This is a genomic window from uncultured Arthrobacter sp. (assembly GCF_902805515.1).
GTDB lineage: Bacteria > Actinomycetota > Actinomycetes > Actinomycetales > Micrococcaceae > Arthrobacter_D.
In genome coordinates this window covers 12,908-36,674 of sequence record NZ_CADCTE010000124.1, presented here as the reverse complement: position 1 = coordinate 36,674, position 23,767 = coordinate 12,908, and the positions used below count along the sequence as shown (strand labels likewise).

General features: G+C 68.0%; 23 protein-coding genes. 4 read left to right on the top strand and 19 right to left on the bottom strand.

Annotated features, from left to right (window positions below):
- On the top strand, positions 1-1,673 hold a 1,673-nt coding region (locus tag QZX79_RS11265), incomplete at its 5' end, for an FAD-binding and (Fe-S)-binding domain-containing protein (RefSeq protein ID WP_294568374.1).
- Between the two features lie 217 nt (positions 1,674-1,890).
- On the opposite strand, the gene QZX79_RS11260 is transcribed toward QZX79_RS11265, so the two are convergent.
- Together QZX79_RS11260 and QZX79_RS11255 are read right to left on the bottom strand one after the other, a co-directional pair.
- Positions 1,891-2,442 (bottom strand): carboxymuconolactone decarboxylase family protein, encoded by a 552-nt coding sequence (locus tag QZX79_RS11260; RefSeq protein WP_294568373.1) that lies wholly within the window; start codon positions 2,440-2,442, stop codon positions 1,891-1,893.
- 122 nt (positions 2,443-2,564) lie between these two features.
- Positions 2,565-3,245: a MarR family winged helix-turn-helix transcriptional regulator gene (locus QZX79_RS11255; RefSeq protein WP_294568372.1), complete on the bottom strand. Its 681-nt coding sequence runs from the start codon at positions 3,243-3,245 to the stop codon at positions 2,565-2,567.
- Positions 3,246-3,500: 255 nt separating this feature from the next.
- Between QZX79_RS11255 and QZX79_RS11250 the strand changes: the two genes are divergently transcribed.
- Positions 3,501-4,001 carry an AAA family ATPase gene (locus tag QZX79_RS11250; protein WP_294568371.1) on the top strand — a complete coding sequence of 167 codons (501 nt, stop codon included), beginning with the start codon at positions 3,501-3,503 and terminating at the stop codon, positions 3,999-4,001.
- A 40-nt stretch (positions 4,002-4,041) separates the two neighbouring features.
- Here QZX79_RS11250 and allB read toward each other — a convergent pair whose 3' ends face one another.
- From allB to aceB, 4 genes are read right to left on the bottom strand one after another with little or no spacing between them, the layout of a single operon-like run.
- Complete coding sequence (allB, locus tag QZX79_RS11245; protein ID WP_294568370.1) at positions 4,042-5,466, bottom strand: allantoinase AllB; 1,425 nt, start codon at positions 5,464-5,466, stop codon at positions 4,042-4,044.
- A gap of 47 nt (positions 5,467-5,513) precedes the next feature.
- The gene (locus tag QZX79_RS11240) at positions 5,514-6,329 is read right to left on the bottom strand and encodes a bifunctional allantoicase/(S)-ureidoglycine aminohydrolase (RefSeq protein WP_294568369.1); all 816 of its coding nucleotides are present in this window, start codon (positions 6,327-6,329) and stop codon (positions 5,514-5,516) included.
- Positions 6,326-7,723, bottom strand: a complete 1,398-nt coding sequence (locus QZX79_RS11235; protein ID WP_294568368.1) for a DUF6986 family protein — start codon at positions 7,721-7,723, stop codon at positions 6,326-6,328. The genes QZX79_RS11240 and QZX79_RS11235 overlap by 4 nt, the downstream gene beginning before the upstream one ends.
- Positions 7,723-9,321 carry a malate synthase A gene (gene aceB / locus QZX79_RS11230; RefSeq protein ID WP_294568367.1) on the bottom strand — a complete coding sequence of 533 codons (1,599 nt, stop codon included), beginning with the start codon at positions 9,319-9,321 and terminating at the stop codon, positions 7,723-7,725. Before aceB ends, QZX79_RS11235 begins: the two co-directional genes overlap by 1 nt.
- 321 nt (positions 9,322-9,642) lie before the next feature.
- Here aceB and QZX79_RS11225 point away from each other — a divergent pair, with 321 nt between their 5' ends.
- Positions 9,643-10,137 carry a nucleoside deaminase gene (locus QZX79_RS11225; protein ID WP_294568366.1) on the top strand — a complete coding sequence of 165 codons (495 nt, stop codon included), beginning with the start codon at positions 9,643-9,645 and terminating at the stop codon, positions 10,135-10,137.
- Between the two features lie 22 nt (positions 10,138-10,159).
- On the opposite strand, the gene xdhC is transcribed toward QZX79_RS11225, so the two are convergent.
- The 13 genes from xdhC to QZX79_RS11160 all read right to left on the bottom strand — a co-directional run bounded on the left by xdhC (position 10,160) and on the right by QZX79_RS11160 (position 22,664).
- Positions 10,160-11,068, bottom strand: a complete 909-nt coding sequence (gene xdhC / locus QZX79_RS11220; protein ID WP_294568365.1) for a xanthine dehydrogenase accessory protein XdhC — start codon at positions 11,066-11,068, stop codon at positions 10,160-10,162.
- A 1-nt stretch (position 11,069) separates the two neighbouring features.
- The gene (gene xdhB / locus QZX79_RS11215; RefSeq protein ID WP_294568364.1) at positions 11,070-13,463 is read right to left on the bottom strand and encodes a xanthine dehydrogenase molybdopterin binding subunit; all 2,394 of its coding nucleotides are present in this window, start codon (positions 13,461-13,463) and stop codon (positions 11,070-11,072) included.
- On the bottom strand, positions 13,460-14,971 hold the full coding sequence (locus QZX79_RS11210; RefSeq protein WP_294568363.1) for a xanthine dehydrogenase small subunit: 1,512 nt from the start codon (positions 14,969-14,971) through the stop codon (positions 13,460-13,462). Before QZX79_RS11210 ends, xdhB begins: the two co-directional genes overlap by 4 nt.
- Before the next feature lie 73 nt (positions 14,972-15,044).
- Complete coding sequence (gene pucL, locus QZX79_RS11205; protein WP_294568362.1) at positions 15,045-15,998, bottom strand: factor-independent urate hydroxylase; 954 nt, start codon at positions 15,996-15,998, stop codon at positions 15,045-15,047.
- Between the two features lie 2 nt (positions 15,999-16,000).
- Positions 16,001-16,351 carry a hydroxyisourate hydrolase gene (uraH, locus tag QZX79_RS11200; RefSeq protein ID WP_294568361.1) on the bottom strand — a complete coding sequence of 117 codons (351 nt, stop codon included), beginning with the start codon at positions 16,349-16,351 and terminating at the stop codon, positions 16,001-16,003.
- Positions 16,348-16,842, bottom strand: a complete 495-nt coding sequence (gene uraD, locus QZX79_RS11195; RefSeq protein WP_294568360.1) for a 2-oxo-4-hydroxy-4-carboxy-5-ureidoimidazoline decarboxylase — start codon at positions 16,840-16,842, stop codon at positions 16,348-16,350. Before uraD ends, uraH begins: the two co-directional genes overlap by 4 nt.
- Before the next feature lie 218 nt (positions 16,843-17,060).
- Positions 17,061-17,666 (bottom strand): TetR/AcrR family transcriptional regulator, encoded by a 606-nt coding sequence (locus QZX79_RS11190; protein ID WP_294568359.1) that lies wholly within the window; start codon positions 17,664-17,666, stop codon positions 17,061-17,063.
- A gap of 348 nt (positions 17,667-18,014) precedes the next feature.
- Positions 18,015-18,287: a DsbA family protein gene (locus tag QZX79_RS11185; protein WP_294568358.1), complete on the bottom strand. Its 273-nt coding sequence runs from the start codon at positions 18,285-18,287 to the stop codon at positions 18,015-18,017.
- Positions 18,288-18,350: 63 nt separating this feature from the next.
- Complete coding sequence (locus tag QZX79_RS11180) at positions 18,351-19,100, bottom strand: NADPH-dependent F420 reductase (protein ID WP_294568357.1); 750 nt, start codon at positions 19,098-19,100, stop codon at positions 18,351-18,353.
- Between the two features lie 119 nt (positions 19,101-19,219).
- Positions 19,220-19,612 (bottom strand): ester cyclase, encoded by a 393-nt coding sequence (locus QZX79_RS11175; protein WP_294568356.1) that lies wholly within the window; start codon positions 19,610-19,612, stop codon positions 19,220-19,222.
- 218 nt (positions 19,613-19,830) lie between these two features.
- A complete protein-coding gene (locus QZX79_RS11170; protein WP_294568355.1) occupies positions 19,831-20,523 on the bottom strand; it encodes an NADPH-dependent F420 reductase in 693 nt (230 codons plus the stop codon).
- A 138-nt stretch (positions 20,524-20,661) separates the two neighbouring features.
- Positions 20,662-21,867, bottom strand: coding sequence for an MFS transporter (locus tag QZX79_RS11165; protein ID WP_294568354.1), 1,206 nt, complete (start codon positions 21,865-21,867; stop codon positions 20,662-20,664).
- Between the two features lie 113 nt (positions 21,868-21,980).
- Positions 21,981-22,664 (bottom strand): SDR family NAD(P)-dependent oxidoreductase, encoded by a 684-nt coding sequence (locus tag QZX79_RS11160; protein WP_294568353.1) that lies wholly within the window; start codon positions 22,662-22,664, stop codon positions 21,981-21,983.
- On the opposite strand from QZX79_RS11160, the gene QZX79_RS11155 reads away from it, so the two are divergent.
- Positions 22,627-23,667: a helix-turn-helix transcriptional regulator gene (locus QZX79_RS11155; protein WP_366484924.1), complete on the top strand. Its 1,041-nt coding sequence runs from the start codon at positions 22,627-22,629 to the stop codon at positions 23,665-23,667. The two genes, QZX79_RS11160 and QZX79_RS11155, sit on opposite strands and share 38 nt — an antisense overlap.
- Positions 23,668-23,767: the final 100 nt, after the last annotated feature.

The following is a 23,767-nucleotide window of genomic DNA, read 5'->3' as shown; positions in this document are numbered from 1 at the left end:
AGGGAACCACGGCGCTGCTCGAGGACGTCGTCGTCCCCGTGCCGGCACTGGCACGCACCTGCACCGAGCTCACCACGCTGTTCGGAACCTACGGGTACCGCGACAGCGTGATCTTCGGGCACGCCAAGGACGGGAACATCCACTTCATGCTCACCGACCGGTTCGCCTCGGCGTCCGAACTCGAGCGGTACGCGGCGTTCACCGAGGACCTCGTCGACCTGGTGCTCGGCGAGGGCGGCTCGCTCAAGGCAGAACACGGCACCGGCCGCGTCATGGCGCCCTTCGTGCGCCGCCAGTACGGCGACGAACTGTACGAGGTGATGCGGGAGATCAAGGCGCTGTTCGACCCGGCCGGGGTACTGAACCCGGGCGTGATCCTCAATGAGGACCCGCAGGCGCACCTGCGCCACCTCAAGGCCGTTCCCGCCGTGGCCGAGGAGGTGGACCGGTGCGTCTCCTGCGGTTACTGCGAGCCCGCCTGCCCCAGCAAGGACCTCACCCTGACGCCGCGGCAGCGCATCGTCACGCTGCGTGCCATCGAACAGGCACGGCTCGACGGCGATTCCACCCTTGTCGCCGAGCTTGAGAAGGACTACGACTACGAGTCGCTGCAGACCTGCGCCGTCGACGGAATGTGCCAGACGGCGTGCCCCGTCGACATCAACACCGGGTCGCTGGTGAAACGGCTCCGGCGGGAGAACGCTTCCCCCGTCGCCGGGCGGATCGGCACCGCCGCAGCCGGCTCCTGGGCCGGCGTCACCCGCGGAGCAGGCGCCGCCCTGAGCCTCACCGCGAAGCTTCCCTCCCCGGTCGTCCGCGGGCCGAACCATCTCGCCCGGGCCGTCCTGGGCGCGGACACCGTGCCGCTCCACTCCCCCGAACTGCCCGCCGGCGGTTCACGGCGGCACCGCCCGGCACCGGAGGGTGCCACGGACGCTGTGTACTTCCCGGCGTGCGTGGGGACAATGTTCGGGCCGGCGTCACCCGGCGGGAACACCTCGCCCGGGGTGCAGGTGAGCTTCGAGGACCTCTGCGCGCGGGCCGGGCTGACGCTGCTGGTGCCGCCTGCCATCGACGGGCTGTGCTGCGGCACGCCCTGGTCCTCCAAGGGACTGGCCGACGGCCAGCAGGCCATGGCGGCCCGCACCCTCGCGGCGCTGCGGGAGGCCACCGGTGACGGCGAGCTTCCGGTGATCTGCGATGCGACCTCCTGCACCGAGGGCCTGCTCGCGGTGATCGCCGGTGAGGTCCCCGCACCCGGTCAGCGCCCGCTGCGTGTGATTGACGCCGTCGAGTTCGCCGCCGAACGGATCCTGCCGGTCCTCGGACCGTACGAGAAGCGGGACTCCCTGGCCCTTCACCCCACCTGCTCCTCCACTCGGCTAGGAGTGAATCCGGCGCTTGAGGCGGTGGCCGGAGCTGTCGCCACGGAGGTCTCGATCCCCGAAAACTGGGGGTGCTGTGCCTTCGCCGGCGACCGCGGCATGCTTCACCCCGAGCTGACGGCGTCGGCAACGGCGCGCCAGGCGGCCGAGATCGCGGAGTTCGACGCCGACACCCACGCTTCGTGCAACCGGACCTGCGAGCTGGGCATGACCCGGGCCACGGGCGAGCAGTATCAGCACGTGCTGGAACTCCTTGAGGAGGTTACCCGGCCGGCGGCAACGCGGTAGACGGGTGGCTCAGTTTTCCACAAGGCGCCGCAGGTCCGAAGTCGACCCTAGGGAATGGGTGCTGCTGATGAAGGAAGTGATCAGCAGATTCCGGCCGGACCGGTGCCGAAACCGGTGAAGGATGGGAAGGCGGAGGAGCTGCCGGAACCGCGGCAGTGCCGTGCAGGCGGTGCCCGTCCGGCACCGCCGCGGTTCCAGTCAGAGTTGCCTGTACGTGCTACGCCGCAGCCGGGGCGCGGAAGGACACGACCGGGAAGTCATTGGGGACTTCGAGGGCTACGTTGATGTAGTTAGTGAAGAGGTTCAGAGCAACGTGCGCCACAATTTCGACGATCTCCCCTTCGGTGTAGCCGGCAGCGGCGATGGCCCGCATGTCGGCGTCGCTGACGTGCCCACGCTTCTCGACCAACTCCAGGGCAAAGGTAAGGGCGGCGGCAGTCCTGGGATTTGAGGAGGACCCAAGCTGGGCTTCGCTCATCTCGTCCTGTGAAGCGCCGGCCTTGCGTCCAAGTGCGGTGTGTGCCGAGAGGCAGTATGCGCAGGAGTTGGCGTTGGCCACGGCGACCGCGATCTGTTCGCCCAGCTTGGCATCCAAGGTGCCTGCACCCAATGCACCGAAGGAGCCCCACATCGATGCCAGTGCGGCCGGGGAGTTGCCTGTGACCTGGAACATCTTCGGTACGACACCGAAGGCACCCTTGATCTCAGCGAACATGCCGCTGACCTGCTCGCTTGCATCTGCCGGGCTGACGGGATTAACTCGAGTCATCGGAATTTCCTTTGATAGGGGTTGATTCTGAAGCGGGGTGCTGGTGGCGACCGGCATCCCGCGCTTTGTGTCCCGGTGGACACGTCCCGCCTGTTGAGAGGCGGAATTTTGGCGTACAGGCCTTACTTCTCCAATGGCCCTCCGATGAACTGCTGCCACAGCTCGGATGCTTCCCGATCATCGGTAACCGGGTTCTGGTCTGCGCAATCCAGCCGCAGGTGCTGATTCCCGAATGGGGTACCCAAGAACGCGCATACATGTGAATTCCGGCGGTCTTCCGGGCGGACGTTGGGTTGAAAGTAGGTGCAGCTGACACACATGCGCTGCGGCGGCAGTTCCCCGGCACGTTGCAGGTGGCGCAGGATTTTGATCAAGGAGACCAGGAGGCTTTCCTGCTCCGTCGATGGCAACGTGTCGATCGCCTCGGTGAGGAATGCCGGCCAGAGCGCAACATCGAGCGCTATCATCCGCCCGGCATCCGTGAGTTCGAAGCTGGCCACCCGCCGGTCGGCTTCATCGACGTGCTTTTCAACCAGACCTTTTCTCCGCAGCGCGCCGACGGCATCACTGGCGGTTGCAGCCGTAACACCCAGCGCGGAGGCCAGCGCCGGCAGCCGCAGTCCTTCCCGGGCGTTCTGCAGGAGGGCCACCACCCGCCCCTGGGTAGGGGTGAGTCCGTTCTTGGATGCGCCCTTCCACGATTGGGAGCGCAGAGCGTCGGCCAGACGTGCAAGTCCGTCCCCTACCCGGTCATCCAGCGGGGGCTGGGTGACCGGATCAATACCCGGTGCGTGGCTTTCCATGCTGCTCCTTTGACTCTTGAAGATTATAAGCAGTCCTAACGATTGTCAATGCCTTGAATGGCTGGCCGCGAAATGGCCGGTAGTCCTCGGTGCCGGCAGGTCCGCCGCTGACGCCACGAGGGCCAGCCGTAACGCTGCATCTCCTCCAGCCGCACCTGAGGGCCCGCCCTAAACCTGACCGGATGAGGGCACACGAGCCGCCGCATTGACCGCCGACACAGGCACCCCGCCGCCCATTCGCCGTATTCTTCAGCGATGGGCGTTCGAAACTACCTGATCGAGGGTCTTTCCGGCACGGGCAAGACGTCGGTCTGCGAGGAACTGCAGCGGCGTGGCTATCAGGCCATCCATGGCGACCGCGAGCTGGCGTACCAGGGCGACCCGGAGACCGGTGAGCCCACCGACGGCTCGGCACATGAGCGCCATATCTGGCGGGTGGACAAGGTGATGGCCCTGGCCGCCGATCAGGATTCTTCGGTGACCTTCTTCTGCGGGGGTTCACGGAACTTCCCGAAGTTCATTGAGCTATTTGATGGCGTGTTTGTCCTCGACGTCGACCTGGACACCCTGAACCGGAGGCTCGACGAGCGGCCGGATGAGGAGTGGGGCGGCGGGAAGCCGGTCGATCGGGAACGTATCGCGCGGTGGCATTCGGCAAAGGAGGACGTCCCAATGAACGGCGTCATCATCGACGCCACAGCGCCCCTCGAGCGCGTCGTCGACGAGATCCTGCAAACCATCGACGCAGCCACTTAGGAGTAGCCGACACCGCGTGCCTCGATCGGCTATCGCCGGGTCAGGCCCCGCCGCGCCGAAGGAGCACACCGTGCGGAGTTCCGCCGTCCACCTCCGTGCCCCGGAGGTAGGTCCGCCGCACGACTCCGGTCAGCCGCTTCCCCGAGTACGGGCTGACGGGGTTGCGGTGGTACAGGGCGTTCACGTCCACGGTGAAGCTCTCCTCCGCGGCGAAGACCACGAGGTCCGCGTCGCAGCCCACGACGAGCCGGCCCTTCCGCGGCAGGCCCACGAGCGCGGCGGGCGCCTGCGCCATCCACCCGACCACCCGCTCGAGCGGGATCCCCCGCTTCCGGGCCTCCGTCCAGACCAGCGGAAGGCCGAGCTGAAGGGAGGACACTCCACCCCAGGCCACCTCGAAGTCGCCGTGCTCGGGGTCCTTCAGGTCAGGGGTGCTCGGGGAGTGGTCAGTGACGATGCAGTCGATGGTGCCGTCCTCGAGCCCCTTCCACAGCAGTTCCCGGTTGGCGTCCTCGCGGATCGGCGGGCAGCACTTATAGGCCGTGGCGCCGTCCGGAATCTCTTCGGCGTGCAGTGTCAGGTAGTGTGGGCAAGTTTCCACCGTGAGCCGCACGCCGTCGTGGCGGGCGGCGGCGATCAGCGGCAGGGCGTCCGAGGACGAGAGGTGAAGGATGTGCGCCCGGGCGCCGGTGGAGCGTGCCCGCTCGATCACCGCGGCGATGGCGAGGTTCTCCGCACGCCGGGGGCGGGAGGCGAGGAAGCGGTCGTACCGGCTGCCCCCGGCCCGCGGTGCCTCCTCGATGGTGCGGGCGTCCTCGGCGTGGACGATCATCAGCGCGTCGAAGCCAGCCAGTTCCGCGAGGTCCTTTTCGAGTTCGTCCGCCTCAAGGGGCGGGAACTCGTCGACGCCGGAATGCAGGAGGAAGCACTTGAAGCCGAAGACCCCCTCCTCGTGGAGTGCCCGCAGGTCCGCGGTGTTCCCCGGCACCGCTCCACCCCAGAAGCCGACGTCGACGAAGGCCTGGGGCGCGGCCACTGCCCGCTTCTGCGCCAGGGCCGCCACGTTCACCGTGGGCGGGATGCTGTTCAACGGCATGTCGATGATGGTGGTGACGCCCCCGGCCGCCGCGGCGCGTGTTGCGGAGGCGAAGCCCTCCCACTCGGTGCGGCCGGGCTCGTTGACGTGGACGTGGGTATCGACGAGGCCGGGCAGCAGGGTTTCGTCCCCGCGGAGTTCCACGGTGCACGCACCGGTGAGTCCGGTCCCCCAGGGCGCGAGTGCCGTGATCCTCCCGTCGACGACGCCGACCTCAAGCTCCCGGGGACCCTCCTCGGTCAGGACCCTGCGGCCGCGGATCACCAGGTCGTAGCCATGCGTGGAGGAACGGGCGGAGGACAAACCGCCTGAGGAACCGGCGGCGGGAGAGCCGTCCGCGGATGGATCGACGGTGGATCGATCGGCCATGAAGTCCCCTCCCTCCTCCGGCCCCCTGCCTGAAGTCCCCCTGATGGTCAGAGCAGGATCTGGCGGTTGACGTCCTTGTAGAGCAAATAGCGGAAGTTTCCGGGCCCCCCGGCGTAGCAGGCCTGCGGGCAGAAGGCCCGCAGGGACAGATAGTCGCCCTCCTCGACCTCCACCCAGTCGTCGTTGAGCCGGTACACCCCCTTGCCTTCGAGAATGTAGAGCCCGTGTTCCATCACGTGGGTCTCGGCGAACGGTATGGAGGCGCCCGGTTCGAAGGTGACGACATTGACGTGCAGGTCGTAGGCCGGGTCGTCGACCGGCAGCATGCGGGTGGTGCGCCACCGGTTGTCGGTGCCTGGCATGGCGTTCGGTTCGATGTCCTGTTCATTCCCGACGACGACGGCGGGGGCATGTCCGGGCAGGGGCTGGTGGCGCTTGCGGATCCATTGGAACGTGGCGTTGCCGGCCGCAGTATTGCGGGCTGTCCACGGCTCGCCGGGCGGAAGGTACGCGAATCCCCCCGGTCCGAGGGCGGAGGCCGCGCCGCCGATGGTGACATCGAGGGTTCCGTCGAGCAGGAAGATAAAGGATTCGACCTCGGGCTGGGGTTCCGGCCCATCCGAACCTCCACCGGGGGCGACCTCCATCAGGTACTGGGCGAACGTCGTCGCGCCGCCGGCGACCGGGCGGTTGAGGATCCAGGCGCGGGTGGCGTGCCATTCGGGCAGGACGCTGGTGACGATGTCCCGCAGGACGCCCCGGGGAATCACCGTGTACGCCTCGGTCACCACGGCACGCCCGGAGAGGAGGTCGGTCTGCGGCGGGAGGCCGGCCTGCGGCGTGTAGTAGGCGGGGCTCGTCATGACGGTCCTTCGGGTCGGCGGCTCGGGTCGGACACGACGCTGGGTGCCGCTGCGGGAGTGGTCCCCGGCCCCGAGGCGGGAGTGGTGCCCGACGCCGCGGCGGCGCCGGATCGAGGCTCCGCGAGGGGAGAATGCGCCGGTCGAGGATGCGCGAGCCGGGCCAGCTGGGCCGGGTCGACGCCGGTCCGCTGCTCGATGTCCTGCCCGTCGAGCGCTCCGCAGTCGAGGCCCCGCTGCAGGAAGCGCGCCAGCGCCCGGGCGGTGGCCGGTTCGTCAAGGACGGTGCTCTCGCTCCGGTGCACATAGTTGCGCAGCCGGGACGCCGCCGCATCGAAGCCCGACAGGTAGAAGGAGTAGGTGGCGATGAACCGGGTGGGAAGCTGGGCGGGGTGCAGGTCCCAGCCCTGGTAGTAGCCCCGCTCCAGTGAGCGGCGGACCAGACGCGCATGAAGCACCCAGGCCGCGGCGGTGTTCTCGGCGGAGCCCACGGGCAGGATGTTCGTCGAACCGTCGGAGAGGCGCACGCCGGTTCCAGCGGCGGCCACCTGCATCACGGCCTTGGCGTAGTCCGCGGCCGGGTGATCCATCGCCTGGTTCCCGGCGGGGATCTCCAGGGAGGCGCTGTAGTCATACGTTCCGTAATGGAGTCCGGAGACCCTCCCCGAGCCCGCATGCAGCAGCCGCGCCACCGGAGCCGTGCCGTCGGCGCCCAGGATCAGCTGGGGGGTTTCCACCTGCACCTCGAAGCGCAGTCTGCCCGGTTCCAGGCCGTGGGACTTCTCGAGGCGTCCGCACACGTAGGCCATCGCCTCCACCTGCGCCACGGTGCTGACCTTCGGGAGGGTCAGGGTGAGCCCGGCGGGCAGATTCCCTTGGCGCAGCAACCGGGAGAGGAAGAGGTCGAGGGTGCGGATGCCCCGGGCCCGGGTGGGCTCCTCGAATGACTTGAAGCGGATGCCGGCGAACGGCGGAGCGGTTCCCCCGTCGACGGCGCGGGCGAAGAGTTCCGCCGCGTCGAGCGCCGCCGCATCCTCCTCGTCGTCGCTCCGACCGCCGTAGCCGTCCTCGAAGTCGAGGCGGAGGTCCTCGATGGGTTCCCGGAGCAGTTTCGCCTCGACCTTGGCGGCGATGGGTGCGACGAGGTTCCCGGGGAGGCCCACCGTCCTGCACAGTGCCTCCATCCCGCCGGAGGCTTCGACGGCGGCGAGCGCCTCTCCGCCCCACCGGCCCGCCAGCGCCGGTTCAATCCGGTCCGCCGGGACGTACACGGTGTGGACGGGCTGCCGGCTGCCGTCGTCGCCGGGGTAGCTGCGCCGCAGCAGCCGGTCGGTGTCGGACAGCTTCGCGTCGACCAGGGCGTAGTCGGCGGCGCCGAGGACAGCCTCGGCGGGCATCAGCGGACCAGCTCGTAGGCCGGCAGGGTGAGGAAGTCCGTGTACTCCTCCGACAGGCAGATCTCGGCGATCAACGCCCGGGCCGGCTCGTAGTAGCGGGCAAAGGTTTCGGCGTCGACCTCGGACCGGAGCCGGTCGACCTCCTCGTCGAGCAGGGCCTTGACCAGTTCTGGAGTGACTTTGTTGCCGGTGTCGGAGAGGACCACCTGATTGCGGAGCTGCTGCCACACCTGGGACCGGGAGATTTCCGCCGTCGCGGCATCCTCCATCAGGTTGTGGATCGCCACGGCGCCGTTGCCCGAGAGCCACACGGCGACGTAGGCGACGGCGACATAGAGATTCAGCCGCAGCCCCGCCTCGGTCACGGCTCCGCCTGCCGACGGGATGTCGAGCAGGTCCGAGGCGGTGACGCTCACCTCCTCGCGCTGCCGATCGAGCTGGTTCGGCCGGTCCCCCAGCACCGCGTCGAACACCTCCCGGCAGACCGGAACCAGGTCGGGGTGGGCCACCCAGGACCCGTCAAACCCGTCGTCGGCCTCGCGGGTCTTGTCGGCGCGCACCTTCGCGAAGGCCTCCTCGGTGACGGCGGGCTCCCGCCGGTTCGGAATGACCGCGGCCATCCCGCCCATGGCGAACGCACCCCTGCGGTGGCAGGTCTTCACGAGCAGTTCCGTGTACGCGCGCATGAAGGGTGCGGTCATGGAGATGCTGGCGCGGTCCGGCAGCAGGTAGCTCGGCCCGGCGTCGCGGAAGTACTTGATGATGCTGAAAAGGTAGTCCCACCGCCCGGCGTTGAGCCCCGAGGCGTGGTCGCGGAGCTCGAAGAGGATTTCCTCCATTTCGAAGGCCGCCGGAATCGTTTCGATCAGCACGGTCGCCCGCACCGACCCCTGCGGCACTCCAACGTAGTCCTGGGCGAAAACGAAAATGTCATTCCAGAGCCGGGCCTCGAGGTGGCTTTCGAGCTTCGGCAGGTAGTAGTAGGGGCCGCTGCCCGAATTCAGGAGCTGCTTCGCATTGGCGAAGAAGTGAAGGCCGAAATCGACAAGCGCACCGATGGCCGGCTCGCCGTCGATAAGCACGTTCTTCTCGCTCAGGTGCCAGCCGCGCGGCCGGGTGACCACCACGGCGAGGGGCACGTCCTGCCTCAGCGAGTAGTCCTTGCCCTCGGGCGAGGTGTAATCGAGCCGTCCGCGGGCCGCCCGGTAGAGGTTCAGCTGCGAGTCGATGACGTTGTGCCAGGTCGGTGCGCTGGCATCCTCGAGGTCCGCCAGCCAGACCTGCGCGCCGGAGTTGAGCGCGTTGATGGCCATCTTTACGGGCGACGCCGGCCCGGTCATCTCCACGCGGCGGTTCCGCAGGTCCGCCGGCGCGGGCGCCACCTTCCACTCGCCGTCGCGCACCCCGCGGGTTTCGGGGAGAAAGTCGAGGCGGCCCGTGGCGGCAACCTCGGCGCGGCGGGCGGCGCGGGCGGCGAGTCGTTCGTCGCGCTGACCCCGGAAGCGCTGGTGAAGCTGCTCAACGAAGGAAAGGGCCTCGGGGCTCAGGATGATGTCGGCGCCTTCGGCGGGCGAGGGGTCGGTCAGTTCAATGGCCATGCTGTGCTCTCCTCGGAAGATCGAGTCCCGCTGGTGAAGGCCGCTGCCGCCGGACCGCCGCCGAAACGGCACCCGAGCACGCCCTGACATTCGTAGTACGGACGTTATTGTCTGCGCAGATGAAGCACAAGCATTCGAAAGCGCTGGATCCCCGCTGCGGTGTTACAGTTCGAGGGCGAAGCCAACGGCGGGCAGCCCTTTCCGGGGCCGCTGCCCACCAGGTGGACCTGCATTACCAACCCGCAGCCGTCTGTCCAAGCCGCCTGTTCCGTTCCCTACCGGTGGCGCGGAGGGTGTGCTGCCATCGCTTGGGAGGCTCCCATGAGCACCGCAACTCCGGATGAACAGTACCTGCGCGAGGCGATCTCCCTCGCCGTCACCAATGTCTCAAACGACGGCGGACCGTTCGGCGCCGTAATCCTCACCCCGGACGGCAGCGTCTTTCCGGGCGTCAACCGGGTCACAGCGACCAACGACCCGACGGCGCACGCGGAGGTGGTGGCCATCCGCACCGCGTGCACCTCAATCGCCTCCTTCAGTCTCGCCGGGAGCGTGCTGTACTCAAGCTGCGAGCCCTGCCCCATGTGCCTGGCCAGTGCGCTGTGGGCCCACGTTGACCGCGTTGTCTATGCCGCGGACCGCAACGACGCGGCCCGTGCCGGTTTCGACGACGCCGTGTTCTACGACTACTTCTCGACTCCCCTTGAGGAACGGTCGATGCCGACGCGCCAGCTCCGCCTTCCGTCCTCCCCCGGGCCCGGCCCGACCGCCCCGTTCGACGCCTGGGCCGCCCGGACCGACCACATCGACTACTGAGGGTTTCCAGCTTGCCGATCGGCTACTCCTGGCGTGGGCCGGGAACCGTCTGGCTGAGCGGTTGAGCGAGCGGTTGAACAGGCAGCTGAGCGGGCAACTCAGCCCGCATCGCCCCCGGCACTCCGGGAACGTCCGCCCCGAGCCCGAGGGTCGTCAGCAGCTCGGCGGCAACGCTGATGGCGATGACGGCCGGGGCCTTGCCCGCCAGCCCCGGCAGGCCGATGGGGCAGGTGATCGTGTCGATGGCGGCGTCGCTGTGTCCTTCGGCGCGCAGGCGCTGGCGGAACCGGGACCACTTCGCCCGCGAACCGATTAGTCCCACGCTGCCAAGGTCACCGCGGCGCAGCGCCGCGTCGCACAGCAGGAAGTCCTCGGCGTGGTCATGGGTCAGAATGAGCACGTGCGCGCCGCACGGCAGGGTTCCCAGCACGGTGTCGGGCACGGGGCTGGCAACGAGCCGGACGTCGGCGGTACCGGCGGTGACGGCCGCGAGCCGTTCTGGGTCCATCTGGTCGGCCCTGCTGTCGATGAGGTGCAGGGTGAGGGGCAGCCGCGAAAGGATCCGGGCCAGCTCGTACCCGACATGGCCTACCCCGAACACGGCGACCGTCGGCCGGGCAAGGAAGGGTTCGAGGAGGACCCGGACCACCCCGCCGCAGCACTGCCGCCCGTGCCGGGTCGCCGCGTGCTCGTTGAGGGAGAACTCGAGGGTTTCGGGGACCCCGGTGCCGGCGGCGAGCATCGCACGGGCCCGCTCGATGACGCTCGCCTCGAGGTTGCCTCCGCCGATGCTGTCCCAGGTCGCCCCGGTCCCCACGACCATCTTCGCTCCGGCGTCCCGGGGCGCGTGGCCGCGCACCTCGGTCACCGTGGCGAGGACGCCGGGTGAACGTTCCGCGCGGAGGCCTTGGAGGGCGCTCAGCCAGTCCATGTCACTGCGCTCTCACCGGAGCGGGAACGGACGCATCCCTTCCGGCCGGCTTCGCTGCCTCCCGGGCCGCGGTGCGGGCCCGGTCGAGGGCCCAGTAGACGGCCTCAGGGGTGGCGGGGCTGGCAAGTTCGACGCTGCGCCCGCCGGGACCGAAGGCCGCGGCCGCCTGGCGCAGCGCCTCCCGCACGCTGAGCGCGAGCATCAGCGGCGGCTCCCCCACCGCCTTCGACCCGTAGATGACACCGCTCTCGGTGGCCCGCTCGAAGAGGTGGACGCGAAAATCCTCGGGCATCTCGGAGAAGCTCGGCAGCTTGTAGGTGCTTGCGGACTGGGTGTCGAGGCGCCCGCGGCGCTGCCCGTCGGAGACATCCCAGCGCAGCTCCTCCAGCGTGAGCCACCCGGCGCCCTGCACGAACCCGCCCTCGATCTGCCCGACGTCGATCAGCGGCGAGAGGCTGTCCCCGACGTCGTGCACGATGTCGGCGCGCAGCAGGCGGTACGCGCCGGTGAAGCCGTCGACCTCGACCTCCGACACCGCCGCGGCGTAGGTGAAGTACTTGAACGGCTCGCCCTGCATGCGGGCGGCGTCCCAGTGCAGCCCCGGGGTGCGGTAGTAGCCGGCGGCCCAGAGGGAGATCCGCTGGAAGTAGGCGTCATTCACCAGTTCGGCGAAGGGGATCCCGTCGTCGGAGAAGCCGATCCCGGTGACGATGCCGTCGTCGAACCGGACGTCGTCGGGATGGATGTTGAGCTTCCGGGCCGCCACCTCGGCGAGCCGGTCCCGGATCTGGTCGCAGGCGTTGCGGATTGCCGCTCCATTGAGGTCCGCCCCGGAACTCGCAGCCGTGGCCGAGGTGTTGGGAACCTTGTCGGTGCGCGTCGGCGCCAACCGGATGCTGGAGAGCGGAACGCCGAGCGCGGTCGCGGCGACCTGGCGCATCTTGGTGTGAAGGCCCTGGCCCATCTCCGTGCCACCGTGGTTGATCAGCACGGACCCGTCCTTGTACACGTGCACCAGGGCCCCGGCCTGGTTGAAGGCGGTGAGGTTGAAGGAGATGCCGAACTTCACGGGCGTGATGCCCAGGGCGCGGCGGAGGTGGCGGTGGGTGGCGTTGAAGTCGGCGATTTCGGTGCGGCGGCGCTCGACGTCGGCGCGGCCCAGCAGCTGCTCCCAGACGGCGTGCAGCCGCTCGGCGTGCCGGACCGGCTGCCCGTATGGGGTGCTCTGGCCGGGGGTGTAGAAGTTCCGTCGGCGCAGCTCGGAGGGCTCAAGCCCCAGCAACGGCGCGCAGCGGCCCAGCACCTCCTCGATGACGAACATCCCCTGCGGGCCGCCGAACCCGCGGAAGGCCGTCTGCGAGGTCTTGTGCGTCTTCGCGATCCGGCCGAGCACCTCGATATTCGGGATCCAGTAGGCGTTGTCGATATGGCACAGCGCGCGGGCCAGCACGGGCTGGGAGAGATCGAGGCTCCACCCGCCGTCGCTGGTCAGTGTGGCCCGGAGCGCCACGAGCTTGCCGTCGTCGTCGAACCCTGCCTCCCAGCTGGCGGCGAACGGGTGGCGCTTGCCGGTGAGGGTGATGTCCTGGGTGCGGTTCAGGCGCACCCGCACGGGCCGCCCGGTGAGCGTCGCCCCCAGGGCCGCGACGGCGGCGAAGCCGTGGGGCTGCATCTCCTTGCCGCCGAAAGCGCCGCCCATGCGCAGGCACTGCACCGTCACCTGGGAGCTGGTGAGGCCGAGCACGTGGGCGACGATTTCCTGGGTCTCCGTGGGGTGCTGGGTGCTGCTGTGGACGAACACCTGCCCGCTCTCGTCGACATAGACGAAGGAGGCATGGGTCTCAAGGTAGAAGTGTTCCTGCCCGCCGATTTTCACCTCCCCTCGAAAGCGGTGGGCCGCCGCGGCCAGGGCGGCACCGGCGTCGCCCCGGGCCACGGTCGGCTGGTCCCCCTGAAAGCTTTGGTTCTCGATGGCGTCGGCCAGCGTCACGATCGACGGGAGCGGCTCGTAGTCCACCTCGACGGCCTCTGCACCGAGACGGGCGGCCTCGGGGGTTTCGGCGAGCACCCAGCAGACGGCGTGGCCGTAGTACATCACCTCGCTCGGGAACAGCGGTTCGTCGTGCTTGGTCCCGCTGTCATTGATTCCGGGCACGTCGGCGGCGGTGAGGACGCGCACCACCCCGGGCACGCCCAGGGCCGGTGCGGTGCGCAGCGCCGTGACCCGGGCGTGGGCGTGCGGAGCCTGCACCGGCCAGGCGTGGAGGACGTCCGAGTTCCGGATCGGGAGGTCGTCGGTGTAAAGGGCGGTGCCGGTGACGTGGAGCGCGGCGCTTTCGTGGGCCACGGGCACGCCGACGACGGGGTTCACGGGGCGGTCTGCGAGGGATTTCACCGGGTCACCTCCAGGGCGGGCGCGGCTGACGTCTGCGCATAGAACCGGAGGACCGACTGGCCGAGCATCGCCGAGCGGTAGCGGGCGGTGGCCCGCAGGTCGTCGATCGGAGTGCCCTCGGTCTCCATCACCGCCGCGGCGTCGACGGCCGTCTCCTCGGTCCAGGGCCGCCCCACCAGGGCCTCCTCCGTGCGCAGCGCCCGCAGCGGCATGGCGGCCACTCCGTTCATGCCGATCCGGGCCGAGGCGATGGTGCCGTCCTCGAGCCGCAGGGCGAAGGCCACGGCGACGCTGGAGATGTCGTCGAAGCGCCGCTTGGCGATCTTGTAGAACGCGGTGGTTTCGGCCAGCGGCAACGGCAGGTGCACCGCGCGCAGGAGCTCCCCGGGCCTGCGGACGCTCTGGCGGTACCCGGTGAAGTACTTGGCGAGCGGCACCTCGCGCTCGCCGCCGGCGGAGGCAAGAATCACCGAGGCGTCGAGGGCCAGCAGGGCGGGCGCGGTGTCGCCGATGGGTGAGCCGGTGGCGAGGTTCCCGCCGAGTGTCGCGGCGTTGCGGATCAGCCGGGAGGCGAACTGGGGAAAGAGCTGGTTCAGCAGGGGCACCCGGCCGGCCAGGCCGCGTTCGACCTCTGAAAGGGTGAGCGCGGTGCCGATCTCGATCCGGTCGGCGCCGAGGGTGAGTGCCCGGAGCGGTTCGAGGCGGTCGACCGCGAGCACCAGCGGCGGCCTGCTGTGCCGGAGGTTCACCTCGACGCCGGCGTCCGTCGCACCGGCGAGCACCTGGGCGTCCGGGTGCTGCTCGAGCAGGTCGAGGAGCTCGTCCATGCTGCCGGGTCGAATGAATCGGGAGCCTCCCGACGCCGCCTGGGTGGGCCGGGCCGCCGGGGCGGGCCGGTCCTGGCGGCGCAGCAGCGGGTCGTCCTCCGCCGGGGCGCCGAGGGCGTAGGCGGCGTCGCGGATGGGCCGGTACCCGGTGCAGCGGCAGAGGTTGCCGCTGAGGGAATGAAGGTCGAAGCCGTTGGGGCCGCTCTCGTGGTCGGTCGCGTGTTCCTCCCCCACGACGGCGGTGCCGGTCTCGACGCGGTCGCCGGAGCCGGAGGGGTCCCGCTCGGGGCGGTAGTACTCCGCCGCCATGGAGCAGACGAAGCCGGGGGTGCAGTAGCCGCATTGGGAGCCACCGCGTTCGGCCATTTCCCGTTGCACCGGGTGCAGCTCCTCGGCCGTCCGCGGGCCGTCGGCCGTTCCGAGGCCTTCGGCCGTCACGACTTCCTGGCCGTCGAAGGCCAGGGCGGGGGGCAGGCAGGCATTCACCGAGGTCCATCGGGTGCGGCCGTCGCCGTCGGGCCGTGCCACCAGCACCGCGCAGGCCCCGCACTCCCCCTCCGCGCAGCCTTCCTTGGCCCCGGTCAGCCCTTCGGCCCGCAGCCAGTCGAGCAGCCGGAGGTGCGGAGAGATCCCTTCGCAGGGGCGGATCGAGCCGTTGACGGTGATCTGCGTAGCATCCATGCTTTCCACTCCTCAGCGGTGTGAGCAAAACTATACAACCGGCGGAAAGGGCCTTCCACGACCCAAATTTCGGTCAGCAGAAGCCCGGGATGGAGGCCCACACCTCCGGTTCGCCGGTGCCGCCTTCACGCTGCACCGTCGCCTCGATGAGGCCGTAGGGACGGTCCGCTGCGAAGAACACCTCATTGGGGTTGTCCAGCCCGAAGGGCGAGAGGTCCACCAGGAAATGGTGGTTGTTGGGCAGCGACAGCCGGATCTCACCGATCTCGGGGTGGGCTTCGAGGACCTGCTTGCCCATCGTGAACATCGTCTGCTGCAGGGCCAGGGAATGGGTCACCGCGAACGCGTCGAGGAGGATCCCGCGCACCCCCGAGTACAGGGCGTCGAAGTCCGCCTCGAGGGTGGTGTACCGCCAGCGGGCCGTCACATCGGTCGCCAGGATGCGGTCGGTCGTTTCGGGGAGGGTGGTGTAGCGGTCGCGCGGGTAGCCGTGGAACTCCGATCCCGTCGACTTCAGTACGGTGAGGCCCGAGATTCCGGCGACGAGAGTCTTTCGGCCGCCCTCCACCACCAGCACCGCGGTGCGGGTCTCCGACTTGTTCCGGCTGAAGGAGTGGTCGTGGTCGGAGATCCGCTCCCAGAAATACTGCTCGGCCGCCCAACGGCCGCCGGTCACCCAGTTGAAGCTTGTGGTGAAGTGCTCACCGAGGCGCATGAGGAACGCCTCGGGCGTTCCGATGCCGGCCCGCGCGAAGGCGTAGATGGTGTTCTTCTGGGTGTCGGTGGCGACGACGTGCGAGTTGTCGCCTTCGGTGTGGGCGCGTTCGAAGTCACCGTGGAGCTGTGAGGTGACGTTGAGGTCCTCGATGCTGTGGCGGGCGGTGTCCCGGGTGATCCGGACCAGCCGGACCTCCGCCTTCCCGTACTGGTTGCGGCCCAGCACGATGCGGCCGGTCCCCTCGGACGCTGAGCCGGACGCCGTGCCGGGCTGGCTCGTCGGCTGCGGAGTGTCGCGCTGAGACGTCATGGTCAGCTCCCTCGATAGGTCGAATAAGCGAAAGGGCTCAGGAGCAGGGGTACGTGGTAGTGCTCGGAGTCGCTGGCCACCGTGAAGGTGAGGGCCACTTCGGGGAAGAAGGACTCGACTCCGTCGCCCTGGAAATACGCCCCGGTGTCGAACTCGATCCGGTAGATGCCCACGGGCAGGACGGCGGGGCCGGGGTCCTTATTGCCGAAGTCCTTAATGCGGCCGTCGGCGTCGGTGGTCCCCCCTCCGACCTGCTCCCAGTTCCCCTCGGCGCGGCGCAGGAGCCTGGCCGCCATGCCGGCGGCGGGCCGGCCGGTTCCGGTGTCGAGGACGTGGGTGCTCACGGAGCTCACGGGGTGACCGTTCCCTTCAGCCGGAGGAGGGCAATCTCCCGCAGCTGGCCGGCGATGACGGGGAGTTCTTCGTCGGGGGTATGGCTGAGGCGTTCCTGCAGGCTGGCGAGGATGTCCTCGGCGGAGCGTCCGGCGGCCCGGATCAGGAAGACGCGCCCGAATTTCTCCTCGTAGGCGCGGTTCCCGGCAGCGATCCGATCCGCAGTATCCTCCGACCCGTCGAGCCCCGACTGTTCGCGCCGCGAGAGCCCCGCTTCCGTCGAATCCCCGGCGGGACGTTCCCCTATCCGGGGGTGGTGCGCCAGGGCGCCGTCGAGTTCGTCGACCGACAGGTCAGGTGCCGCGGCCGCGGCGAACGAGGTCAGGGCGGAGAGCGATTCGAGGGGACGCGCCCGCACGATTTCGTCGATCCAGCGCGGAATGTCGAGGCAGGGACGCAGGAGTTCCGCGGCATCGGTGGCGGGAGCGGCGTTGAAGTCGGCTAGGCGCATGGGTGTCAGCTTTCTGGTTTCTCCGCTGCAGCGCTGAACACCCTTGACCATCGACGGAATCGACTTGATTCGATGTTTCTGCAGTACGGACCTGTATTTTCCCGTCACTGTAACCCCGGGCACACCGAACGTGTCAACAGTCCTCCGCGGCGCCGGGTCCGCGCCTCATCCGGCGGGGCCGGGTGGAATCGTGGGAGGACTGTCGGTGGAAACTGAACTCAGGCGGCCAGCGGCAGATTTCGAAGCGCCAGGTCGGCGACGTCCTTGAGATCGGAGCGTGGGACCCCGCCGGCTGCCTGCACGGCGATGCCATTGACGACGGTCATGAGGTACCTCGCAAGGAGATGCGGGTCGGCCTGTGGGGGCAGGTCTCCGAGAGCCGCCGCTTGTTCAAACCGCCGCCGGAGGCCGGTGTAGCCGTCCTCACGCCAGGCGATGAGGGCATCCCGTGCCACGACCACGGCCTTTCCCGCCGCGAGGGAGCCTTGGACGCTCAAGCATCCGGCGGGCGAATTGGGGAGGGTGGTTGCCTCGACGGCGCCCATCACGAACGCGTGCGCTACCTCTTCCGCGGTGTCGCGTTCGAGTGCGCGGCTCACATAGGCGGCGGGGCCGGCCGCGTACCGGGTCATCGCCTTGCGGAAGAGCGATTCCTTATTGCCGAACGCCGCATACATGCTCGAGCGTGTGATGCCGAGCGCGTCGGTGAGGTCTGTGAGGCTGGTGCCTTCATAGCCTTGCGCCCAGAACACCCGCATCGCCCGATCGAGTGCCTCGTCGGTGTCGAACTCTCTCGGCCGTCCCCCTAGATTTACGGTCTGCATGGCGTCACCTTCCTGCTGGATACCATGACACGTGGTTGTCGCTATGAACTTTAGTCGGTGAGCCAAAGGCCGCCGGTAGAACGGCAGGCTGCGTTGGCTTGCGCGCGGGGGCGCTGAGGGAGAGCGTCGGGGCGGCGGTGCGGACAGTCGGCCCACCTGGGGAGGGATCGCCGTGCCGGCGCCTGGGAGCGGGCAGGGGCCCGGATCCGGCCCCTGCCCGCGTGCGGCTTCGCGGCCCTTGGCGTGGGGCGCCGTTAGCTGGCGAGCTGCTTCTGCAGAGCCTCCGCGTCGTGGAGTGCCGACCTGTGCACGAACTTGCCGTCCCGGACGCCGGACTGATGGTTCCGGCTAGGCGTGAGGTGCCCTTTCGGACCACGCCATGTCGAGCGCTTCTGTCATCACCGAGGCGTCCTGCAGACCCGCGAGACCGTACTTTCCGTCGATGACGAAGAACGGGACGCTGCGGATCCTGTAGGAGCTGGCGGCAGCCTGGTCGGACCGCACCGCCTCGAGGTGTTCTTCCGCCTGCAGGGCACACACGGCGTCGTCACGATCGAGTCCAATACCCTCGGCGATCTGCCCAAGCTGTTCAAAATCAGAGACGTTGCGGCCGTGCGGCAAGGCCGCGAGTGATGACCCTTAGTGGTGCATACATCACGCGCGCAGCACTGTCCCGGCGTGCGCTCAGATGGTGTCTGGGAAGCGGCCGCCCGCGGGCCCGCGGACGGCGCCGGCGAGCAGGTCGGCAGCCTGCTGCCGTGACATCGGGATAACCGGTGCCGCCCGAAGCCAGGCGAACAGCTGATCCACGGTCATGCGTTCGGCGGGCCATTCCGGCATGTACGGGTTGACGTAAATTGGAGTGCCTGGTTCGCTGCGCCAGCTGTCGGCCAGCCTGCCGGCGTCCAGCGCATCGTAGCCAAGCGTGTCCAACAGGTCCGCGACGCGTGCTTTCGCTGCTGCGTCCTCACCGCTTATCGGCAGGGTACTCCGCTGCGGGTCGCCCTTCGGACGAGCACCGTTGCCGAGACTTGAGAAGGCGATGTTATTGAACGCCTTCACCACAGACGACGATCCGAGATGGGTCTGGATCAACTCACTGGCAGTTGAGGCATTCTCATCAAGAACCGAAATCTGCCCGTCGCGTTGCGGGTAGTAGTTGGTCGAGTCGATGACAATCTTTCCTGCCAAAGCGCCAGCGGACAACTGCTTGTAAGCGACAAGGGGGATGGCCGCGATCACGATGTCAGCCTCGCGGGCGACATCGGCGACCGAACCCGCACGGGCGAGAGGCCCCAGATCCTGGACCAGATCCTTCAGGGTCTCAGGACCCCTGGAGTTACTGATCATGACGTTTAGTCCGGCCGCAACGGCAAGACGCGCAAGCGTTTCACCCTGCGGACCGGATCCGATAATGCCCAATGGAGATGTCATATTAATGTCTTTCTAACTGAAGGAAGTTGAGCCGGCGCCCATGCGCCGGGGAGCGGGCAGGGTCCCGGATCCGGCCCCTGCCCGCATGCGGCTTTGCAGCCGTTGGCGTCTGGCGCTTGTTAGCTGGCGAGCTGCTTCTGCAGAGCCTCCGCGTCGTGGAGTGCCGACATGTGCACGAACTTGCCGCCCCGCACGGTGTAGATGGCGTACTCGACAATCTCGAACTTCCGGCCGGTCGGAGCGGCGCCGAGCCATTCCTTAACGGGGGTTCCGGTATTGATAAGGCGCACGGCGAGGCTGTCACCATGGATGGCCAGCTCCTGGGTCTCCCAATGGAAGTCAGGAACCGGGTCGATGATGCTGTGCAGCTGCGCTACCAGCGCCTCACGGGTGCTTGGCTCGCTGTGCATGACGATCGATTCGTGGACGAACTCATCCATCCGGTCGAACTCGTGGGCGTTCAGCGCCTCGATGTAGCGCTCGTAGAAGTCCCGCAGGTTGAAATCAGACATGGTGGTGTTTCCCTTTTCTTCTCGGCCAAGGTGGCCAGCAATCATCAAATGATCACGAGGAGCTCCACTGGAAGTCTCTGGTGAAGACCCTCGCTAGTAGGTGTAACTGCGCCACCTCAGGTTCTATTCCGATCGATCCACAACCTCGGCTCAAGTCTCCCGGCTCACAACCTCTGCATAGGCTTCGTCGGAAGGGTACCGGGTGGTGACTGCCCGGATCAGCGGCCGGGGCGGCGCGCGAGCTGCAGGTTGCGGATGAGCTCCTCACGGCTCTGGCCGTCGACGTGGTGTCGCCACATCGGGGTGCCCGGGGCACTGCGCCACGATTCCTTCAGGGGACTGTTCTCGACAGCATCGAAGCCAAGGTCGTTGTAGAAGTCCGTGACGAACTCGACGGCCTCGGGGTAGTCACTGGAGACAACGAGGGCTTTCCGGTCGGGAGCTCCAGCTGGTCTGGCCAGACGGATCAGAGCCGGCTGGGTGTCGCTGGGGACGCGGATCTGGGCCCGCGCGTGGAACTGGACATGGGTGAACGCCTTGACGACTTTCGAGGCCGGCAGCTGCTCCTGGCGCAGCTCGTGGATGGTCTTCCGGCCGGAGTCGACTTCACGGAAGTGGCCGTCGCGCCAGGTCATGTAGTTGTTGTTATCGATGACGATCTTTCCGGCGAGCTCTTTGGCCGGCAGGAGGTCGTCCGGGGAGTAGGGGAAGGCCAGGAAGGCGACATCCGCTGCGGCTGCTGCGTCGGTCGCGGATGCGGCGGACGCCAGCGGGCCGAGCTCGCGAACCAGTCCTGTCAGGGTCTCGGGGTTGCGTGAGTTGGCGATGACGACGGTGTAACCTGCCGCCACTGAGGCACGGGCGAGTGTGCTGCCGGCCTGGCCAGCGCCGAGTATGCCGATGGTTGTCATGAAAAGTGCTCCTTAGGGAAGGCGTGGCGTGGGTGCGCGGGCCTTATGAAAGTGGAGTTGTAAGGTGCCCTGCTGCGGCAGACGCACCCGGACCCGTCCGGCGGCGGCTCGTATGTCGAGCCGCCGCCGGACGGGGGTTTAGTTGCTCACAGGGGTGGAGATGCCGTTCGCCCCTCGACGGAGGCTGGTCAGGACCAGGCCGCCCAGGATGGCGAGGACACCGCCAAGAATGAGGGTTGCGCTGGCCGATACGCTGTCGACCAGCACTCCCCCGACGATTGCGCCGACCGCGATCGCGATATTGCAGACGGTGACGATGAGGCCGCCGATCTGTTCCAGACGCGCAGGTTCGGTGCGGGCCCCCCAGCTCAGCACGGTCGTCGGGACGCCGCCGAAGCCAAAGCCCCACAGGGCAACGGCGATGAACAGGCCCGCGGGCGATCCGCTGGTCAGGAGCATGGTCAGCATGCCGGTGGCCACGAGGAGGGGGAACAGGAGAATCGCGGTGCGGAGGGACCGGTCGACGATGGGCCCGCTTAGGGCGGTGCCGAGGACATTGGCGACGCCGAAAACGAGGAGCATGACAGCCAGGCCCCCTGCGTCGATATTCGAGACGCTTTCCGCTGCCGGGCGGATGTAGGTGAAGCCGCTGAAATGGCCGCCGAAGATGAGCAGGATGGCGGTAAGGCCGGCGATGACGATGCCCGACCGCAGCGTGGCTCCGAGAGCGCGCAGGCCGCTGACGGCCGTTGGTATGACGTGCGGCAGGGTGGCCGTCTGCGCGATGAGAGCGACGAGCCCGACACCGGCGCCGAGGAAGAACACCCCGCGCCACCCCCAGACCTCTCCCAGCCATGCGCCAAGAGGAACAGCGACGACGGTCGCGACGGACACGCCGGCATTGATGATGGTCAGCGCGCGGCCGAGGTGGTCGCCGGGGACCAGCTTGGCCGCCATCGCGGTGGCCATGGCCCAGAATCCGCCGAGTGCGATACCGAGGAGGACCCGCGCCAGAAGCAGCACGGGAAGACTGGGTGCCAACGCCACGATGACATTGGACACGATGGCCAGCGCGGTGAGGCCGATCATGACGAAGCGGCGGTCCATCCGTGGGAGCACCACGGCGATGAGCAGCGCGGCGAACGCTCCGGCGATGGCCGTCACGGTGACGCTTTGACCCGCGGCACCGATTGATACCTCCAGGTCGTCGGCGATACGCGGGAGCAGGCTCGCCGGAAGGAACTCGGACATGACGATGGCGAAAATTCCGATGCCGAGCGAGACGACGCCTCCCCAGGAGGCAGGTCGGTGGTGTGTGGATTCTTGTGTGGCTGTGCTGGTCAAGATTTCATCTCTCTGGTGCGAAAGGTTTGTGCGTTTGAGGACATTCGGAACCGATGGCAGGACAAAGTACTGAGGTGAGCGCGGGCGCTCACCTCAGTACGTTGGGCCGGCTGTTACCAGGAAACGTTGCCGTTCTCGTCCTGCAGTGTGCCGGTAGGCCCATCCGCACCGAGGGTTGCAAGGCGGGCCACGACGCGGGCGGACTCGTCGACTGGCCTTCCCACTCCGAAGGCTGCTGTCAGGTCGGTGGCGGTCGTCCCGGGTTCGACGGCATTGAACTTGATGCCTGGCTGGGACTTGGCGTACTGCACGGTGAGCATGGTCGCCGCGGCTTTGGATGCCGAGTAGAGCGCCAGAGGCAGATTGAATTCGGGCCGCTCGGGATTGGTCACGGCCCAGAACGATCCCGCAGTGCTGGAAACGGTGACAACATTGGGGTTTTCCGAGTTGCGCAGCAGAGGGAGCGCGGCCTCCGTGACACGGACAATGCCGACGGCATTCGTGTCGAAGGCGTGAAGGGCGGTGACTCCGTCCAGCTCCGTAGGCAGAACCCCGGCATTGTGGATCAGGACGTCGAGGTGGCCTTCGCGCGCCTCAATCGTCGCGAGAGCGTCCCGGACCGAAGAGTCATCGGTGACGTCAAGCTGTACAAAGCGCGCACCGATGGCCTCGGCCGCCTTCTGGCCCCGCTCCGAATCGCGTGCGCCGATGTAGACGACGTGTCCAAGGTCCAGAAGCTGACGAGCGGTCTCGAAGCCGATGCCCTTGTTGGCGCCTGTGATCAGGGAGATAGTCATGATTTCCTGTCGAAATAGATTGCGTGAATGGGTCGTTGACGACCGTATGCGCACGGACACAAAGCAACCAGAGCCCTCCCGAGACCGGGGTGTGACAGGACCCCCCCTCGTCCCACCCGGCAGCGCACCCCAACCGGGAGCTCGACCAACTTCAGGATCAGGGGGCCGGACCGGTGGCCCCGCCAATGCGCTCGGCGTCTACCTGCGTGCCCGGCGGGAAATGATCACCCCTGCCCAGGCGGGCATCCCAGACGTAGGCGTCCGTCGTGTCCCCGGCCTCCGGCGCGAGGAGGTTGCCATGCTCGCCGGTATCAGCGCCGACTACTATCTGCGCCTCGAACGCGGCCGCGACCGGCACCCGTCGCTGCAGGTACTTGAAGCAATAGCCCGCGTCCTGCAGTTGGATGACGACCACTTCACGCACCTGCTGTCCCTGGTGGCCGAAGTTCCGCGCCAGCGACAGCGCCGCCCGCGCAGGGAAATCGTCCCGCCCGGGGCGTTGAAGCTCCTTGAGTCGCTCAATCAGCCGGCTTTCATCGAAGGGCGCTACTTCGACATCCTCGCGTCCAACCCGCTCGCCAAAGCGCTCTCGCCGAGACTGGACACCGGGAGGAACCAGCTCCTGGACATGTTCCTGGACCCGGCGGAGCAGGCACTGCAGCCGCAGTGGAAAGACGTCGCGGAGTGCTTCATCGCCAATCTCCGCCAGTCCGTGGGAACCGACATCGAGAACCCCCGGTTCGTCGAACTCGTCGGTGAGCTTTCGCTGACCAGTCCCCTCTTCGCACAGCTCTGGGCCCGCTATGAAGTGCGTGGGCAAAGGGGGACCATGCTCCGCTTCAACCACCCGCAGGTGGGTGAATTACATCTTAATCGCGAAAGGCTGAGCATCGGCGGTGCCGACGGTCTCATGCTTGTCGTGTACCACCCGGACGCGGCTTCCCGGGACGCAGACAAGCTCTCACTGCTCGCATCCGCAGGCCTACCAGTCACCTCCGGGTAAAGCCTTCCCACGAGGTCCGTTCCTCCAGCTGATCTGGCATCTGCGTGAGGGGCCCGGGAGCGGCAGGAAGCACGTCGAGGCAGTGAGCCCTCAATCGGTT